A 17,643-nucleotide genomic window follows, 5' to 3' on the forward strand; every position below is an offset into this window, starting at 1 on the left:
GGGCGTCTTGACGTTGGAGGAAGTAATTGCCCGCCTGGACGCTCGCGAGCACGAGTAAGGGGCCGAATACGGCGGGCCACCGGGTAAGAGTACCCCTGCCAGGGGTTACCACGTAGCGGGCTAAGGGAGGTCAATAAAGAAGGTCGTGCCCTCGTTTTCGTGGCTTTCGAGCCAGATTTTGCCCCCGTGCAGCCGCACGATTTGCTGGGTGATGAACAAGCCCAGCCCGGTCGTGGATTCCCCGTACAGGCCGCTGCGGGCGGCGGCACTGAACTTGTCGAAGATGTGCCGCTGCAAGGCCGGGGCAATGCCGATGCCGGTGTCCTGCACCGAGAGGCGCGGCCGACCGGCGGGCTCGGCCAAGCCGACGACTACCCGGCCCCCGGCCGGGGTGAATTTCAGGGCGTTGGTGAGCAGGTTGACCACGACCCGGCTGAACTTGTTGGGGTTCAGGGGGGCCGTCACGGCGTGGGGCGGCACCTCCAACACCAAGTCAATGCCTTTTTCCTGCGCGGCGACGCGGTGCAGGGTCAGTTGCGCATCCAGGAAGGCGTTGAGGTTGGTGGGCTCCTTTTTCAGCCGGGTGGCGTCCAGTTCCCCGACGTAGAGCACGTCCTTGAGCAGGGCGTTGGCCTCGGCGCACGCGCGCTCCACCAGGGCCAGAAACTTGGGCGCCTCCGACGCTTGGCCGGCCCCGTCGCGGCGCAGCAGCTCCACCAGCATCTGAATGTGGGCGATGGGGGTTTTTACGTCGTGGGCCACCAAGTGCAGGATGGTTTCCTGCGTGTCGTACAGGCGTTTGAGGGACGTTTCCAGCTCCTTGTGCGCGGTGGTGTCCACCAGGGTGGTGTAGCCCAACTCTTCGCCTTCGTCGGGGAACAGGATGGAGTGCACCTGGCACCAGAACGAGGACCCATCGGCGCGCACCAGGCAGGTTTCGAAGGTGAAATTGGGGATGCGGTGGCCCCAGAGGCGCTCCTGCAAGTGGTTCCAGTCGTCACGGTAGTGGGGGTGGGTAAATTCGAGGATGCGCCGGCCCTCGACCTCGTCGGGGTGGGTGAGGCCGAGCATGGCCACCAGCGCCGGGTTGGCCTGGCGGATGGTCAGGTCGGGGTTGATGATTTTCTGGCCCAGGGGCGAATTCTCGAACACGGTGCGGAAGCGCACCTGGCTTTGCTCGTACGCGTCGGCTTTTTTCTTCTCCTTGGCCACCGCGGTTCGGTCGGCGCGCAACCGCTGGATTTGGGCGCGCAGCGCATCATTTTCGGCCCGAAGGGAGCGCGGTTTGGCCGTTGGCGTGGACTTCGGGGGCATGGTACAAGTTTGGAGGAGCGGGTAAGATACGCGCTATCCTAAGGAGGAGCTTAAAAATTAGCGTGATGGTACCATGCCGGGGGAGTGCTAGCGGAACGGGTGGGCGGCTGCGAAATCAGCCAGGTTTTTGAGGCCTATGGCGGAGAAATGCGACCAAGTGCGAGTGCTTAGGAACGACTGAAAGCCGCCCTGATTCAAGGAGTTGTCCGACAATATATAGTAGGGCTGAGGCTAGCTTAAAGGTTGTTCGCTTTTTGGTGGAATAGTGGACGGAGCCGAAAGGAAAAGCGGCGGGTTGGGCGACGTATTCCGAAATGCCGATACCTTCGTCCGCCAACAAGGGACAAACAGAAGCCTTCTTCCGTCTGCCCATAGTTCCTATGGTATCTTATTGAACCTGATAATTATGGCTACCAATCCCACTCGAAAAACTGGTCGGCATCGCCGGGATATTGTCGTCATCGGGGCCTCCGCCGGGGGCGTGACCGCCTTGCTGGCGCTGGCTAAGGCCCTGCCCGCCGATTTCCCGGCGCCCATCTTCGTGGTGCTGCACGTGGCGGCCGATTCGCCCAGCCTCATGCCCCAGCTGCTGAACGCGGTGTCGGCGCTTCACGCCAAGCATCCCCAAAACGGGGAAGTGGTGCAGCCCGGTACCATCTACCTGGCCCCGCCCGACCACCACCTGCTGCTGGAAGACGACCGGGTGCTGGTGACGCGGGGCCCGAAAGAAAACCGCTTCCGGCCGTCCATCGACGCCCTGTTTCGCTCGGCGGCCTATACCTACGGCCCCCGCGTGCTGGGCGTGGTGCTCACGGGCTACCTCGACGATGGCACCTCCGGCCTCTGGTCGGTGCAGCGCATGGGCGGGCTGGCCATTGTGCAGGACCCGCACGACGCCGAGCAGCCCGCCATGCCCACCAATGCCCTGGAATTTGTGACGGCCGACCACGTGGTGCCGCTGGCCCAGCTGGGGGCGTTGCTCGTGCGCCTCACCCTGGAACCGGCCCCCGGCAAAACCCATTTGCCCGCCGCCGCGCGGGACCTGCTCAAAATTGAGTTGACCATTGCCAAGCAGGGCGGCGGCTTCGAGCTGGGCATCATTGACAAGGGGAAGCTGACGCCCTTTACCTGCCCGGATTGCCACGGGGCCCTAACGCAGCTCATCGAAGGCCAGCTCATTCGCTACCGCTGCCACACGGGCCATGCCTACACCGTCAGCTCGCTGCTGAGCGAAGTCACCCGGTCGGTGGAAAGCCTGCTCTACCAATCGATGCGCGGGCTGGAAGAAACCAAGATGCTGCTCCACAACCTGGGCCTGCACTTCACCGAATTGCAGCAAACCGCAGTGGCCGAGCTGTTTTTTGAAAAAGCCGACCAATCTGGTCTTCAGGCCCGCATCGTGCACGAGTCCATCCTGCAACAGCAAGCCCTGAGCGGCGACTTGCAATTCTACCCCAAAAAGCAGGCGTAGCCCGACCCCCTCCCGCTGACGGGTAGCCCCCGAACACGTACCTTCCCCGCTATGCCCGACGCTACCCCTCCCGCCGACTCCGAGAACCCCGCCGAAGCAGCGGCGCAGCGGCAGCGACTCGCTGACTTCGTGCGGGAGGCCCCGGCCTGGCGAGCCTGGCCGGGGCCTCCCACTTAGTCACGGTCACCAATCCCCTGTTTCGGCAGCTGTTTGGCGACCGGCCGCTGACCGGACTGCGACTCCACGACGCGTTGCCCGAATTGCGGGACCAGCCCTTTTTTGCCCGGCTGGACGAGGCCTACCGCACCGGTACCACTTGTCATGGCGACGAAGCCATTGTCTTCCAGGACGCGGCCCGCGCCGACCCGCGGGGCCCCGTCTATTTCACCTTCGTCGCCCAGGCCGTGCGCGACGCGGCGGGCGCGGTGAGTGACCTGTTGCTGTTTGCCTACAACGTGAGTGCCCACGTCGAAGCGCAGCAACGGCCTCCCGCCGGCTCCCCGCCGGCCAGCACTGCCCAGCAGCTGGCCACGGCCAACGAGCGGCTGGCGGTGGCCAACGAGGAGCTGGACGTAACCAACGAGGAGCTGCTGGTCAGCAACGAAAGCCTCCAGGTCGCCAATGGGCAGCTGCTGGAAGCCAACGGCCAGCTGCGCACCCAGGCCGACGAGCTGCGCCGGTCCGAACAAGCCGTACGCCGGCTCAACGACGAGTTGGCCCTCACCAACGCCGGGCTGGTCGATACCATCACCGACAGCCTCCAGGCCACCGAGTACGCCCGCGCCGATGCCGACGCCCAGCGCCTGCACCGGCTCGTGGCCGAGGCCCCGGCCCTGATTGCCGTGCTCACCGGCCCCGGCCACGTGGTGGAACTAGCCAACGACGACTTTCGGGCCATGTTCGGCCACCGCGAGCTGGTGGGCCGGCCCTACCGCCAGGCCGTGGCCGAGCTGGAAGGCCAGCCCTTCTTTGACCAGCTGGACGAGGTGTACCGCACGGGCGCGACCTACACCGGTACCGACGCGCCCGTGACGCTGGACCGCACCCATTCCGGCCGGCTGGAGTACCTCTTTGTTACCTACATCTACCAGGCCACCCGCGACGGGGCCGGCCAAATTAACGGCATCTTGATTTTTGCCTACGAAGTAACCGAGCAGGTGCGGGCCCGCCAGGAGCGGGAGGACAGCGCCCGGCAGCGGCAGCTCGTGACCGATGCCCTGCCGGTGCTCATCGCCTACGTGGACCAGGCCCAGCGCTACCAGTTCAACAACCAGGCCTACGAGGGCTGGTTCCACCAGTCGCCGGCGCAGCTGCGGGGCCGGCGCGTGCGCGAGGTGGTGGGCGAAGCGGCCTATGCCGCCGCCGCGCCCTATATGACGCGGGCCTTGGCGGGCGAGCACGTGAACTTTGAGGCGCTCATGCCCTATCGCGACGACCTGGTGAAGCACATCCGCACCAGTTTCGTGCCGGATGTGCAGCAGGGGCGCGTGGTGGGGTTTTACTGCCTTATCAACGACGTTACCGAGCAAGTGGCGGCCCGCGCCGAACTGGAACGCCAGCAGCAGCAGCTGCACGCCCTGTTCATGGCCGCGCCGGGGCCCATCGTCATTCTCGCCGGCCCGGCCCTGGTTTTTGAGCTGGTCAATCCGGCGTATCAGCAGCTTTTCCCCGGCCGGGCGCTGTTGGGCAAATCCCTGCTCGACGCCCTGCCCGAACTAGCCGACACAACGATTCCCGGCTTGTTCCGCCACGTGTACGACACGGGCGAAACCCACGTGGCCGAGGAGCTGCCCCTGCAACTGGCCCGCCACGCGGCGGGCCAACTGGAGGAAAGCTACTGGACCTTCACCTACCAGGCCCGCCGCAACGCCCAGGGGATAGTAGACGGGGTGGTGGTCTTTGCCCACGACGTCACCCCGCAGGTGCGCACCCGGCAGGCCATGGAAAGCAGCCGGCAGCACGTGCAGGCGCTCAACCAGCAGCTGGCAACGCATAACGCCGACCTGGGCAATGTCAACGAAGAGCTGCTGGTCAGCAACGAAGCGCTGGGCGACACCAACCAACACCTGACGCGCACCAACGGCGACCTGGATGCCTTCGTCTACACGGCCTCCCACGACCTGCAAGGGCCCCTCAATAACCTCGACGGGCTGCTGCACGCCCTGCGCGAGGAATTGCCGGCCTCCGACCGGTCCGCCCCGGTAGCCCATATCCTGGAGCTGCTGCACGATTCCGTCGAGCGGTTCCAGCACACGCTGACCCACTTGAGCACCATCGCCCGGGCGCAGGCCGAGACGGGCGAGCCGGCGCTGCCCGTGGCCCTGGCCGATGTGGTGCGCGACGTGCTGCTGGACCTGGCTTTGCCCATTGCCGAAGCCGGCGCGCAGCTCACGGTGGACGTGGCGGACTGCCCCACCGTCAATTTCTCCGAAAAGAACCTACGCTCGATAGTTTACAACTTGCTCAGTAACGCCGTCAAGTACCGTCACCCCGACCGCCCGCCCGAAGTGCGCGTGCGGTGCCGGACGGAGGCCCACTTCTGGGTGCTCGAAGTAGCGGACAACGGCCTGGGTCTGACCTTGCCGCCCGGCCGGCCGAGCTTCGGCCTGTTTCAGCGGTTTCACACCCACGTGGACGGGTCGGGCGTCGGCCTCTACCTGGTTCAGAAGCTGGTGGAAAACGACGGCGGGCGGCTGGAGGTAGAGAGCCACGTAGGCCAGGGTACCACCTTTCGCATCTATTTTAAACGCTAGCTTCCTAGCGGCCCGCCTACTTGGGGTGGCGCAAGAGTGGCCTCGGTTAAAAGTTTGGTACAGAAGTTAAGCGAGTCGCTTCCAAACGGGGCACCCACAACTCACGTCCCGCATTTAGAGGTTGTCAGGGCAGTTTTGTACAGTGAAACATTCGTTTTAAGGTGTTTAAGGCAGTTTTGAATACTGAGGGCCATTTGCTTCTTAAAAGCGTATTGTTTGATTATCTCGTTAATCAGTAGCTCTTACTAGCCACAATAGCTGACTTAATGAGACGGAAACGGCTTCCAAGCGCTGAATTCCGACACTATAGAAAACCTACCGGGAATTTCTGTTCTTACTCTTGCGCTACCCCTAATACCAGCAGACGAGATTAATCTTGGATGAGGCAGGCGAAACTATTGCTTTTTAGAGTAGTGAATGCGTCATCCACCGCAAGCAGCAGGAAACGCAAACCAAAGCGGCCCGGTACCTGATACTGCCAACCAACTGCGTGCTGCTGCGGAATACTGCGTAGTAATAGAGCTGGTAATATTCATCCGTCCCCAGCGTGCGTAGCTCTTGAGGATTAGGATAAAGCGGTTGTTGTTCAACTAGGTTGCATGCGGTAAGCTAGGCTAAGAGTTAAAACGGCTTTTTAATGGCCTGCGCTCCCTTGAGCAGGGGCCTCAATTACATACTGAAAAATCGGTTAGCGTATCAGACAACGGGTTAGCATCCATCTGTTGTGCCGCCTGCTCAGGGTTTAGCCCGGCTAAGGGTTCTTATTGCAGAAAAGCGAATTTACACGCTAAGCCCTTTATCAAACAGACTGGTTTTCAAACACCTATGAAATAAGCGGTTTCAAGCAATCGAGAGCGAATATCAAGCATATAAGAAAGGATTTCCTTTTTGACTGAGCAAGTTAAAGCCTCTATCAGTACGCTAGTAATCAGCAATTTGATTGCTTAGCGTGTAAATCCGCTCTTCTACAATAAGAGCCGCCGGCATGGGCGGCATCGCGTTTCTGGAAGCCTTTAAACGCCTACCTCAAGCCCAGCAGGATGCGAAGCTCAATACCACTACGACATTCACCCGGCTAATTTGGTGGAATTAAAAAATGCGCCGTACATTTGTACTATTAATCCCCCGCACGCCACTGACGCAAGCGCATCTGCGGGGCTTTCTTAACGAAATCACGGCGCCCCTAGCTTAGCTGCTAGGGGCGTTGCCGTTTCAGATGGTTTAGCATGCCCCAGCAGTACCGCAAGCAGCCACTCTCCAGCGCGGAGCTACTGGCCCTACTCAAAAGTCGTAACCTACTTATTCCGGACGAGGTCCGCGCGACTCGCTACCTGGATAGCATTGGCTACTACCGGCTCAGTGGCTACATGTACCCTTTGCAAGTGGCTGGCCGGGCGCACCGCTTCGTGGAAGGCACGAGCTTCGATGACGTAGTGAACGCTTACAAATTCGATAAGCGGCTGCGGGCCATCGTGATGGAGTACATGGAACGCGTGGAGGTGGGGCTGCGAGCCAAGCTGACCAATTACTACAGTCTGGCGCACGGCTTCTTCTGGTACACCGACGAAAACTTGATTGACGTAAAGTATAAAGGTCAGTGGCAAGCGCTATTAGCTAATCTACAGGAAGAATTCAAACTACCTAAAGAGTTATTTCTGAAGACGTTCAAGCGGAATTATCCCGATGAGCCATTTCCACCGTCACAAATGGCCCTGGAGACCTTATCACTGGGAGAGCTTGCGCGCTTATTCAGGGCCCTGCTAACTAGTGAAACGAAGCTGCAAATTGCTGCTGAGTTCCAGCAAGCTCCTGCCACCCTGGATACGTGGTTTCTTTGGCTGGCCAATGTTCGGAACGTTTGTGCGCACCACGGCCGGCTTTGGAACAGAATTATCTCGGCTGACCGCCCCACCATTCCCTCCCGCAAGGCTTTTAAGTTCCCCGTACCCATGCCCGAGGATGCGAACACCACGATGTACGGGGCAGCAGCGCTCGTCAACCATCTGCTGAAGTGCTTCAACCCAGGCAACTCTTTCACGAGGAAGGTCGAAGAGCTAATTCGGGAATACCAAATTGATGCTACCCTAATGGGCTTTCCGTCGGACTGGGAAAAAACAGCCGTTTGGCACCATTAGCAACAGCGACGCGCTTCGGTAATAGCGTGCGACCAAGTTAAAGACTACGCCCACGACTTCGTGCAGGCGCAGTTTCAACCCATGTAGTCCGGTCATGGCAAGAGCATTCAGCATGGCCTAATTATCACTATCTCCATCCACCACATCTGAGTTAAGGTCAATCAGAATGCGGATGGGGGCAAAGCCTTCGGGGCGGAAATTGTCCGGGTGGTTATGGCCCCGGTACGGGTCATCCCCTTTGCTTCGCGCATATACCCGTCTGTAAATCGGGGGTAGAATGTCTTTTCTGCTGAATTTAATGGCCCTTTGCGGTGCTTTGCGAGGGCAGCAGAAGAGTGAGCGTAGCGGCTCTGCTAGGCCTGGAAAAACATCGCTAAACGGCATGGGCGAGGTACTGCTAACCGTATTCATGATGTCCAGCGCCTTCACTAGGGTCAGGCCGTACTCGGCAATTGATGCGCGCCCCCGGCAGTCTGAATAAGTTGGTGGTGTGTTGGGAAAATTGGTTTTGGATTGCCCTACGTACAGCAGATAAAAAGCCTGGCTGCCAAACAGGTACTCGTGTAGCAGCAATTTATGCCATTGCTCCTCAATCGCACCTGGCTTCTTGACTTTCAGGTCGTTAAATACACCCTCGTGCGACATTACCTTGGCTTGCAGCGCGTACCAGTCGTATTGGCCTGTGGCATCCTGCACGAATAAATCAATGTCGTTGCCGTAAGGTTTTTCGACCGGCCACGACGTTTTGTAGACCTCCACCTGCAAGGGGGCCACCTGCTGGGAAAACCTTACCAAGTCCAACACAAAGTGGTCCGTTATACCTAGCTCCGAAAAGCTTAACTCGTAGCTAAATACTTCGGAAAGGTGCCGAAATGCCCTGCGGGAAAAATGGCTGGTGTAATTGCAAATGCTCATTGATGCTTGCCTATAATGCAGAAATTCCTACAACTTGCTGGTATTCATAAACCAGCGCTAAGAAACTGACCGCGCAATCTTGAGCATGGCCGCCGGCGAGTCGCCAAATTTGCACAGCGCCTCGCAGTGCTGGCGCAACTCCGAAAACAGAATGTAGCGAATGGTCGCGCCGGCGGCCCGGATAGCCGGGCGCGAGAGCTGGGCCTGTACTTCCTTTTCGCGGGCGTCGGGCACTACTAGGTATAAGGCCGTTTCGTGCTCAGGCATGGAGAACGCCAAATCAGTCAGCCGCAGGATACCGCTGTAGATGCTGGTGCTCTTCTCGACCTCAAAGGCGGCCACCACGCGGTTGGTACCGGGCGCAAACCACACGATGTCGATAAGGCGAATGGTACTGGCCACGTCGGCTGGCACCGGTAGCGCGGGGTGCTGGTCGAGGCAGAGAAACGAAAGCTTCTGCCCGCCACAAAGGCGGTTGCGGTCGTTGATGGCCGTCGTTACATCACAACCCAAGGCCTTGCCTACGCGCAGCAGGTGGTGCTGCATCTCGGTGTGCTGGTTCTCCTCTTGGGCTTCGAACTGCACCTCCTTGTGGCGCTTCTGGGCCTGCTGCTGGTACTTGTCGCGGTCCTCGTCGGTGGCAAACTGCTGGTCACCGGCAATCATCTTCTTTACGCCCACGTCAAAAAGCAAGCCGCTCAACGCGCCGTAGTCGAGGCTCAAGTGGTGGCGGTGCTCCTGGTTGAGGTCGCGCAGCCGAGCGCGCATGCGCAGGTACTCGGACCAGGACCCGAGCTTGATTTTCTCTCCAAACAAGGCGTTGAACCCGTTGACGATGGCCGTGTTGCAGGGCGGCATCAGGGTGGGGTGCAGAAAGTAGAGAATGCTGGCCACGGCCGGGCCCAGGCCCTTGATTTTGCGGCGGTCCAAAATGTCGATTTCGCGCAATAGCTGCTGCTCAGTAGTGGCAGCCAGGCAGCTTTCTAGAAATTGGCCGAAGGCGCGCTTGTTGTCCTCGTGCTCGTAGATGTCGGGGATGCGCAACTTGGGCTTCCAATAGAAAGGGTGAGCCGCGCCCTGGAACACCTGCTTTTGCTCGCTAATGACGCTGAGCACGAATTCGAGCGAGGTGCCTTTAAAATCGTTGCCAAAGCTGCCCGCTTTGATGTCCTTTACCACTTGTTGCACCCCGCGCCGGATGGAGCGGAAGGCCTTCAGGCGCTCCTCGTTGTTGATGAACCAAGTGTTGTAAACGGACTCGGAATCGGCCTTGTAGCGTTGAATCAGCGGGGGTAAATGTTCGGACATTGGATAAAGTAAAATAAACCGGGCAGCGAAGATGCACCGCCGGCTACCAGTAACCAGCACGGCCCCAAAAAAGCAGCGCCCCGCGAAAGGCGCCGCTTGGCTAACTCGGCTGCTTTGCTTACATCTTCATGCCCCCGTGGCCCCCGCCGCCCATACGCATTTTCATGCGCGGCGCAATAATGCGCACGAACACCTCGAATGAAAGCGGGGTGCGGCCGTAGCTGCTCAGCAGCGTGGCGTTGCCGGTGTCGTAGGCATTGAGGGTGCCGGTCGCGCCCAGGTCCACCCAAGCGGCGCTGGTCTTGGCCAGGTACTTGGATGCCCCCAAGGTGAAGGCGGACACTTGGTGGTTTTCGTGCAGGGCCCCTTCGGTGGGGGCTGGCAGCAGCAGCTCGTCGAAGTTGAGCTGCAAGGTTTCGAGGCGGGCGAAGACATTGAACTGCCGGGCTTGCCAGTTGCTTTCCAGCAAAAACGAGTGGGAGTAATACACGTCGCCCACGCCGCTGTTGCGGTTCATGCCCCACACGAAGGCCGACGACAAAACGGTTTCGCCGCCCAGCGCGGCGTTGTGCAGCGCCGAGGCCGTGAACCGCTCTTGGTTGGCGGCCGGCTCCAACTCCTCCGGGCTTTTGATGTGGGCCACGGAGGCTTGCAGGGCCAGGCTGGGAGCCGGGTTCACCGAGAGCCGGGCGCTGTAGGAATCGAAGCGGGGCCGGTCGAAGCTGTAGCGGTTCTCGTTGGGCTCGCGGCCGGTGAAGAGCGAGCCTTCGAGCTTGGCGTTGCGGTAGCGCACGCCCAGCGTGGCCACGCCAAACTGAATGTGCGTGGCGTCCTGCCAGTGGTGACCCAGCGGGGCCGAGGGAAAGTTAGCCGCCGAGGGCCGGTGCATGAACACCGGGGGCCCGATGGCCGGCTCGCCGGGGTAGCCCACGTAAGCCGTCAGGTCCACGTCGGGGCTCACTTCCTGGGTGTAGGCCACGCCCAGCGCGCTCACCAAATCGTGCGGGTGCTGGTGGTCGTGCAGCTTCACCCCCTGCCACGACTCGCCGGTCTGGAACAGCAGCGGGTAGCCGCTGCCGCCCACCGTGAACGGGTCGGCCGAGAGCATGGCGTGGATGGTAAACAGCCCGTGCTGGCCCACCAGGTGGTTGGCCATCGCCATCACGTAGGTGTTCGACCGGAAATCGGCGTCGCCGCGCAAGTCGCGGTGGTTGACGTTCTGGCTCGTGTAGCGCAGGAACACGGAGTACATCAGCATCACGTCCCAGCCGCCGGGCTGGTACATTTTCATGTACATCGGCGAGTTGTCGGGGTGCCAGCTCGTGCCCGAGCCTTGGCGGGTCATGGGCAGGTTTTTAGAAAACGAGTTGCGCATGCCCCCCATGCCCATGCTGCCGGCGCTGTCCATCTCCATGCCGCTCATGGACGGACTGGCTTTCATGCCCAGCATCTTCTTAGCCGTATCGGCCGGCATGGTTCTGCTGGGCATGGGTTTGGCCGCCGGAGCGGGTGGCATCGTCATGCCGGGCATGGGTTGTTGGGCCAGTGCGGCGGGACCGGTCAATAGCAGCAGCGAAGCAAAGGGTAACGATTTCATAGCAAATGGTCTACTGCAAAGTTTTTGAATAGTTGTCGCCCTGCGCTGCGGGAGCCGCTACCTGGCCGCGCTAGCCCTGCCCGGTATCGGCCCCATCGCCCCGCCCGGCCGCATCGACAAGTCGCCGTAGCGACGATTAATACTAAAAAGCAGCGGGGCCACGGCCCCGCTGCTTTGGTAATTCATGGTGCTGGCTTCCTAAAACTTCTTGTTTTTCAGCAGCCAGGCCTGGAACTGGTCGATTTCCATCTTCTGGTCAGTAATAATGTTCTGCGCCAGGGTTTTAGTAGTGGCTTCACGGCCATACTTCAGCTCCAGGTCGGAGTTTTCAACGGCGCTCTGGTGGTGGTCCACCATAAGCTGGGCATAGTCGTAGTCAGTGTCGCCGGTCAGGGGGCGTAGGTCGTTGGCCTGGTCCATGCGCATCATATTCGCATCTTGCATCATGGCAAAATCAGGCAGGAACGGCGTGTGGGCGGGGTGCGCCGTCAGAAAAGCATTGAACTGCTTGATTTCGTCCTGCTGCTTGGCAATGATGCTGGTGGCCAGGGCCCGCATCTCAGTGTCCTTGCCATTTTTCAACTCCTCGTTGGCCATGTTGATGGCCCCCTGATGGTGCATGGTCATCATCAGGGCAAAGTCGTTGTCGGGGTCGCCGGTGGGCTTCATCATGCCCATGTCCATCATCATGGCGTGCATGATGGTCATCAGGGTGCTCTGGTCGTGGGACTGCACTTGCAGGCCCTCGTCCTTTTTACAGGCAGTAGTGGCGAGGCCCAGGCAAAGCAATGCTAGCGTGGGAAAGCGGAGTAAACGGTTCATAGGGGTAAGTAGTGATGAGGGATTAACTGCGACTAAAACGGCCCCACCTCCCTCATGATTTGTACACTTTCGTCGCTCCGCTTGCATAATTTCTAGCCAGCAGTCACACACCTTGGCTAACCGGGCTTGCGCAAGGTTATTCGGCTTCGCCCTTCCGGTTAATAATGGGCAAAATCTGGTACAGCATCTCCTTCGGGATGCCCAGCATATTCCGCTTTTCCGCGTAGTTCTCCAAAAACAGCGCGAAGGGGTGAATGGCCTGCATCTGCCGCTGCTCGTCCTCGGCCGCGCTGATGCCGGCCCAGGCCGGGGCACGCAGGTAGGCCACGTATTCTTCCAGCACGTCTTCGAGTACCAACCGCCCATCTCGGAAATCTTCGTGAAAAGCCAGCAGCGTATCCACGTCGATGATAATCAGCGGCCGAACGTTATGCACGGGTAGGCCTTGCTGTTCCAGCTTGGTCAGTTCCTCCTGAAACCAGTCGTTGACGACCACGTTCAGGCCCGGTTGGTTATAGAGGCGGTCGTGAACCACTACCACCGGGTAGATAATTAGTCCTGCCGGGTCAAAATCGGTGTCGAACGGCAGCTGCCGCTGCAACAGGCGCTCAACGTTGCCCGCCAATTGCTTCGCCGCCTTGGGGTGTGCGTCCACGTCCTCGTCAAACTTATAGCGCAGCTCTTCCAAGTAGGTGGCAAAGTCGTGGCCCGCCTTGGCATTCTTGTTCACCAGCACGTCTTTCGACTCGAACAGCACCGCCCGGTGGCCGTGGCGGAAATAGTAGTCCGGCTCGGACTGCTTTTTCAGCGTCCACCCGGCCTTGATGGCATTCCCGCTCAGCGCCAGCCCCCGGCCGCGAAAAGTGGCGTTCAGCAGCAGGTAGAGCAGGTACTGCTCGGAAAACAAGTCGCAGTAAACCGACCGCCAATCCTTTTCCCGTTCGGCTTTGGGCAAGGCCCGATTAGCTAGGCTAAACTGAAAATACAGCCCCTTGTGCAGCGTTTCCAGCACCAATACCGGGTACACCAGCACGAAGGTGCCGGGCGATTCCTCACACAGCGGGGTGGCCCGTAAACTGGTGAAGTCGGCCATGTCCAGCGGCTGCCCTTCGGGGAGCGTGAAATGCCGCAGAAACGCGCACGCCTTCTCGTAATCAGGCCCAGCGGGCACCTCAATCGCAATTCGGCCGGGGTTTTCTGCCTGCGTAACAGGCTTGACTACGCCGCTTAACAGACGGAAATACTCCTGCCAGCTTTGGCAGTTGAACCGGCGCAAAAATGCTTGCAGCAGGGGCGCAAAACGGGCCTCAGCCTCTAAAAACTCGAACAGCCGCACCGACTTTATCAGTTGCAGCATCGCAATGTGGTGCAGACGGTGGTTCACCAACTCAAAATCCGAGAACGTACCTGCTAAAGCAGTAGCTGCGAGCGGCTGCATCGGCAGCAGCTGTTGGGCAACGGTCATGGCCTGGTACTGCTCTTTGATATAGAATTCGTTTAGGGCCAGGCAGGCCACAAAAAAGCTGCATTCTAGTTCAGGCTCGGTCTGCCTGGTTGGCTCATCGGCCAACTCAAAACAAAGGCTATAAAGTTGGAGCGCCGTTTTCGGATGCAGAAAGTTGAGCTTGGACTTGACGCGGCGCGCTAAAGCCTGCGTCTGCTGGTATACCTGGCTGGCAAAAAGCTCATTATGCTGCGGCCCGAAAAACTGCTGCATGTCCGTCACGTAGTCCCGCTTAGGAGCCGGCGTTTGGCTTAGATAGCCAAGCAAGTGCGAGACGCATTGCAAGCGGTCTAGCCGGCTAATACCACTCAGGTAGTCGGGAATGGGCTGCGCGGGCCCGGTAAATAAGTCATCGAATTCAACGAGAAGCTGTCGGGTCATAACCAGGAGAGGCGAGGCCGGGGGTGATGGTCGGCGCTCTACGGTCCGTAACACAAAAAAGCAGCGGCCCGTTAATCGGACCGCTGCCTATCCACTACTTGCAATGTTGACCCTGTGTGACTTACGTCACCTTCAGGTAACGCGGCCTTTAAATCAGCGAATCGAGGCTGCGCCGGGCTAGGCTGGCCGGCCCCAGGCGTTGAAACTCGGTCGGCGTGAGGCCGGTTACCTGCCGGAACTGCCGCGAGAGGTGCGCCGGGCTGCTGTAGCCTAGCTGCTGCGCTACCTCGGCAATGGGCAGTTCCCCGTAGCCAATCAACTCCTTGGCCCGCTCCACCTTCTGGCGAATGATGAACTTCTCAATCGTGAGGCCTTCGGCAGCGGAGAACAGATGGGAAAGATAATGGTAGTCGCGCCCCAGGTGCTCGACCAGATAATCCGAGTAGTTGAGCAGGCGCGGGCCGGGCGGCGGGTAGTGAATCAGGGCCACCAGCAGGGTTTTGATGCGGTCTACCAGCTGGTCGCGGGGGTCTTCCAGCAGCTCAAATCCGGCTTCGTGCAAGCTGGCCCGGATGGCCACCCAGTCCGGGGCCGCACCGGCGGGCGTTGCTACGTCCGCCTCACCCAGCGCTACCCGGTGGACGTGCAGGCCCAGTGCCGTCAGGTCCTCGCGCACCACCCGGATGCACTGCGGGCAGACCATGTTCTTTATCAGCAGCCGGTGCGAGTCGGGCGGCGGCAAAACGTGGGCGATGCTAACGTCGGCTTTCATGGGATGCGCCATTATTTCACTACTAGGCTACCCCGCAGCATGCCCATGCCGCAGGTAAATGAAAATGTGCCGGCTTCTTTGGGCAGCAGCTCCACCAGCGTGGTTTTGAAAGCGGGCAAGTCGCGGCGGATACTGAAGTCGGGCATCAGCAGCTCCTCCGAGCAGCTGTTTTCCTCGTCGCGGTAGAAGCTCAGCTGCACGGGTTGGCCGCGCTTTACCTCAATCACGTCGGGCGAATAGCCGCCCTTGACAGTAATGGCCACCTCCTGCACGCCGCCGGAAGAGGATACGGCGCTAGCCGTCTGGCGAGCCGAGAAGAAAAAGTACCACAGCACAAACCCGGCGAGAGCCAGGCCGGCTACGGTCACAATAATGGCGGTCGTGTCCATAATAAGGAAGGATTAGTGGTTGTCGAAACTGCGCAGGCGCAGCGAATTGGTCAGCACCGAGACGGAGCTGAGGGCCATGGCCCCGGCCGCGAGCATGGGCGAGAGCAGGATGCCGAAGAAGGGGTAGAGCAGGCCGGCCGCGACGGGAATGCCCAACGTGTTGTAGATGAAGGCAAAAAACAGGTTCTGCTTGATGGTGCGAATGGTCTGGCGACTCAGCTCAATGGCCGTGACTACCCCGTTCAGGTCGGAGCGCATGAGCGTGATGCCGGCCGCTTCCATCGCCACGTCGGTGCCCGAGCCGATGGCCAGCCCGATGTCGGCTTGCGCCAGCGCGGGTGCGTCGTTGATGCCGTCGCCGACCATGGCCACGGTGCGGCCCTCGGCTTGCAGCTCTTTCACTTTGCTGGCCTTGTCCTGGGGCAGCACCTCGGCGAAATAGCGCGTGATGCCCACCTGCCCGGCCACCTGAGCGGCTGTTTCAGGGTTATCGCCCGTCATCATCACCACCTCGATGCCCAGCGCCTGGAGCTTTTTGATGGCTGCGGCCGACGTGTCGCGCACGGTGTCGGCCACGCCCAGCAGGCCCACCGCCTGGCCCGCCACAGCAACGTAAAGTACGGTTCTGGCCTGGCTCAGCAGCTGCTCAGCCTGGGCAATCAGAGTGGGGGAGAGAAGCACGTTTTCGTCGGCCAGCAGGCGGCGGTTGCCAATCAGCACGGCCTGGCCGTTCACGGTGGCAGCGGCCCCCTTGCCTTCCACGGCTCGGAAGCCGGTGGCAGTCAAACTAGCCCCACCCTGAGCGTCGGCGTGACGCACCACGGCCTCGGCCAGCGGGTGCTCGCTCTGCCGCTCCACCGCAGCCACCACTTGCAGCAGTTGGCCCGCCTCCTGGCCGGGCAGCGTCCAGAAGTCCGTCACGGCGGGCTCGCCACGGGTAATGGTGCCAGTTTTATCCAACAGCACGGTGTTGACTTTGTAGGCCTTTTCCAAGGATTCGGCGTTGCGAATCAACACGCCGTGCTCGGCTCCCTTGCCGGTACTCACCATGATGGCAGTGGGCGTGGCCAGCCCCAGGGCGCACGGACAGGCAATGATGAGCACAGCCACAAAGTTGACCAAGGCCAGCGGCAGGCGCGTGCCGACCGGGGCCAAATCAAACCACAGCACGAACGTGAGAATGGCAATGACGACCACCGTGGGAACGAAGATGGCGCTTACCTTATCAGCCAGCCGCTGAATGGGGGCGCGGCTGCCCTGGGCGTCTTCCACCAGCTTCACAATCTGCGAGAGCATGGTATCCGCCCCCACCTTCGTGACGCGGAAGCGGAAAGAGCCCGTTTTATTGAGCGTGGCCCCAAACACGGGGTCGCCCACTTGCTTCTCCACAGGCAGGCTTTCGCCGGTGAGCATGGCCTCGTCGAGCGAAGAGGAGCCGTCGGTGATGAGGCCGTCGGTGGCCACCTTCTCGCCGGGGCGCACCATCACGACGTCGCCCAGCTGCACCTGTTCGATGGGCACGTCAACTTCCGCCCCATCGGGCCGCACCACGCGGGCCGTTTTGGCTTGCAGGCCTATAAGCGACTTCATGGCCGCCGAGGTCTGGGTCTTGGCTCGCAGCTCCAACACCTTGCCTAGCAAAATGAGGGCAATGATGGTGGCCGTAGTATCGTAGTATACCTCGGGCAGCAGGCCCCGGCTGGTGAAAAAATCGGGCACCACGGTGGCAGCCAGGCTGTAGAGGAAGGCCGCACCGGTACCCACGGCAATGAGCGTATCCATGTTGGCGGCCCGGTGCTTGAAGCCGTTCCAGGCTGACACGTAGAACTCGCGCCCGCTGTAGAGCAGCACGGGCAGCGTCAGTAGCAGCAGGACGTAATTCAGCCATTGCATGTTGACGCGCTGCATCATGGCTGGCCAGAGCATGAGCATACTCAGGGGCATGATGACCACGGCCAACCCTACCGCGACGCCGAAGCGGCGCTTGAGCTTCTGGTAGGCCAGCGCCTTTTGACGGTCGATTTCGGCGCTACGCTCGGCGGCACTGGTGTCGGGCGCCCGCTCCGTCACGCCGTAGCCGGCGCTGATGACCGCCTCCTTCAAGGTAGCCGGGGAGGCTTGGGTAGGCAAGTAATCGACGGTGGCCTTCTCGGTGGCATAATTGACCATCGCCCGCTGCACGCCCGGCGTGCGGCTGAGCGACTTCTCGACAAAGGCCGCGCACGAGGCGCACGTCATGCCTTCGATGTCGAGGGTCTCGGTTTTAGTGGCAGGTTCCATAA

General features: G+C 60.5%; 13 protein-coding genes. 4 read left to right on the top strand and 9 right to left on the bottom strand.

Features of this window, described 5'->3' with window-relative positions; all coding sequences use genetic code 11:
* Positions 1–120 precede the first annotated feature (120 nt).
* Positions 121–1,314 carry a PAS domain-containing sensor histidine kinase gene (locus ACYVGC_RS17025; RefSeq protein ID WP_460585050.1) on the bottom strand — a complete coding sequence of 398 codons (1,194 nt, stop codon included), beginning with the start codon at positions 1,312–1,314 and terminating at the stop codon, positions 121–123.
* A gap of 406 nt (positions 1,315–1,720) precedes the next feature.
* On the opposite strand from ACYVGC_RS17025, the gene ACYVGC_RS17030 reads away from it, so the two are divergent.
* The 4 genes from ACYVGC_RS17030 (at position 1,721) to ACYVGC_RS17045 (ending at position 7,673) form a co-directional block, all read left to right on the top strand.
* A complete protein-coding gene (locus ACYVGC_RS17030; protein WP_460585051.1) occupies positions 1,721–2,785 on the top strand; it encodes a chemotaxis protein CheB in 1,065 nt (354 codons plus the stop codon).
* Positions 2,786–2,836: 51 nt separating this feature from the next.
* Entirely contained in the window at positions 2,837–2,962 is a 126-nt protein-coding gene (locus ACYVGC_RS17035) for a hypothetical protein (protein WP_460585052.1), read from the top strand.
* Between the two features lie 74 nt (positions 2,963–3,036).
* On the top strand, positions 3,037–5,538 hold the full coding sequence (locus tag ACYVGC_RS17040) for a PAS domain-containing protein (protein WP_460585053.1): 2,502 nt from the start codon (positions 3,037–3,039) through the stop codon (positions 5,536–5,538).
* A 1,226-nt stretch (positions 5,539–6,764) separates the two neighbouring features.
* On the top strand, positions 6,765–7,673 hold the full coding sequence (locus ACYVGC_RS17045) for an Abi family protein (protein WP_460585054.1): 909 nt from the start codon (positions 6,765–6,767) through the stop codon (positions 7,671–7,673).
* A 117-nt stretch (positions 7,674–7,790) separates the two neighbouring features.
* On the opposite strand, the gene ACYVGC_RS17050 is transcribed toward ACYVGC_RS17045, so the two are convergent.
* The 8 genes from ACYVGC_RS17050 to ACYVGC_RS17085 all read right to left on the bottom strand — a co-directional run bounded on the left by ACYVGC_RS17050 (position 7,791) and on the right by ACYVGC_RS17085 (position 17,641).
* The gene (locus ACYVGC_RS17050) at positions 7,791–8,477 is read right to left on the bottom strand and encodes a hypothetical protein (RefSeq protein ID WP_460585055.1); all 687 of its coding nucleotides are present in this window, start codon (positions 8,475–8,477) and stop codon (positions 7,791–7,793) included.
* A gap of 168 nt (positions 8,478–8,645) precedes the next feature.
* Positions 8,646–9,896, bottom strand: a complete 1,251-nt coding sequence (locus ACYVGC_RS17055; protein ID WP_460585056.1) for a hypothetical protein — start codon at positions 9,894–9,896, stop codon at positions 8,646–8,648.
* A gap of 118 nt (positions 9,897–10,014) precedes the next feature.
* Entirely contained in the window at positions 10,015–11,493 is a 1,479-nt protein-coding gene (locus ACYVGC_RS17060) for a hypothetical protein (protein WP_460585057.1), read from the bottom strand.
* A gap of 198 nt (positions 11,494–11,691) precedes the next feature.
* Positions 11,692–12,315, bottom strand: coding sequence for a DUF305 domain-containing protein (locus ACYVGC_RS17065; RefSeq protein WP_460585058.1), 624 nt, complete (start codon positions 12,313–12,315; stop codon positions 11,692–11,694).
* A gap of 136 nt (positions 12,316–12,451) precedes the next feature.
* Complete coding sequence (locus ACYVGC_RS17070) at positions 12,452–14,200, bottom strand: hypothetical protein (protein ID WP_460585059.1); 1,749 nt, start codon at positions 14,198–14,200, stop codon at positions 12,452–12,454.
* Positions 14,201–14,348: 148 nt separating this feature from the next.
* Entirely contained in the window at positions 14,349–14,972 is a 624-nt protein-coding gene (locus tag ACYVGC_RS17075; protein WP_460585060.1) for a helix-turn-helix domain-containing protein, read from the bottom strand.
* Positions 14,973–14,983: 11 nt separating this feature from the next.
* Positions 14,984–15,361: a cupredoxin domain-containing protein gene (locus tag ACYVGC_RS17080; protein WP_460585061.1), complete on the bottom strand. Its 378-nt coding sequence runs from the start codon at positions 15,359–15,361 to the stop codon at positions 14,984–14,986.
* Positions 15,362–15,373: 12 nt separating this feature from the next.
* A complete protein-coding gene (locus tag ACYVGC_RS17085; protein WP_460585062.1) occupies positions 15,374–17,641 on the bottom strand; it encodes a heavy metal translocating P-type ATPase in 2,268 nt (755 codons plus the stop codon).
* Between the last annotated feature and the right edge of the window lie 2 nt (positions 17,642–17,643).

The organism is Hymenobacter arcticus (assembly GCF_054779975.1).

Bases quoted from the DNA above. Each gene is read 5' to 3' on its own strand.
- ACYVGC_RS17045 (WP_460585054.1), top strand. From the start codon at position 6,765: ATGCCCCAGCAGTACCGCAAGCAGCCACTCTCCAGCGCGGAGCTACTG.
- ACYVGC_RS17035 (WP_460585052.1), top strand. From the start codon at position 2,837: ATGCCCGACGCTACCCCTCCCGCCGACTCCGAGAACCCCGCCGAAGCA.
- ACYVGC_RS17085 (WP_460585062.1), bottom strand. From the start codon at position 17,641: ATGGAACCTGCCACTAAAACCGAGACCCTCGACATCGAAGGCATGACG.
- ACYVGC_RS17060 (WP_460585057.1), bottom strand. From the start codon at position 11,493: ATGAAATCGTTACCCTTTGCTTCGCTGCTGCTATTGACCGGTCCCGCC.
- ACYVGC_RS17055 (WP_460585056.1), bottom strand. From the start codon at position 9,896: ATGTCCGAACATTTACCCCCGCTGATTCAACGCTACAAGGCCGATTCC.
- ACYVGC_RS17065 (WP_460585058.1), bottom strand. From the start codon at position 12,315: ATGAACCGTTTACTCCGCTTTCCCACGCTAGCATTGCTTTGCCTGGGC.
- ACYVGC_RS17025 (WP_460585050.1), bottom strand. From the start codon at position 1,314: ATGCCCCCGAAGTCCACGCCAACGGCCAAACCGCGCTCCCTTCGGGCC.
- ACYVGC_RS17070 (WP_460585059.1), bottom strand. From the start codon at position 14,200: ATGACCCGACAGCTTCTCGTTGAATTCGATGACTTATTTACCGGGCCC.
- ACYVGC_RS17030 (WP_460585051.1), top strand. From the start codon at position 1,721: ATGGCTACCAATCCCACTCGAAAAACTGGTCGGCATCGCCGGGATATT.
- ACYVGC_RS17075 (WP_460585060.1), bottom strand. From the start codon at position 14,972: ATGAAAGCCGACGTTAGCATCGCCCACGTTTTGCCGCCGCCCGACTCG.
- ACYVGC_RS17080 (WP_460585061.1), bottom strand. From the start codon at position 15,361: ATGGACACGACCGCCATTATTGTGACCGTAGCCGGCCTGGCTCTCGCC.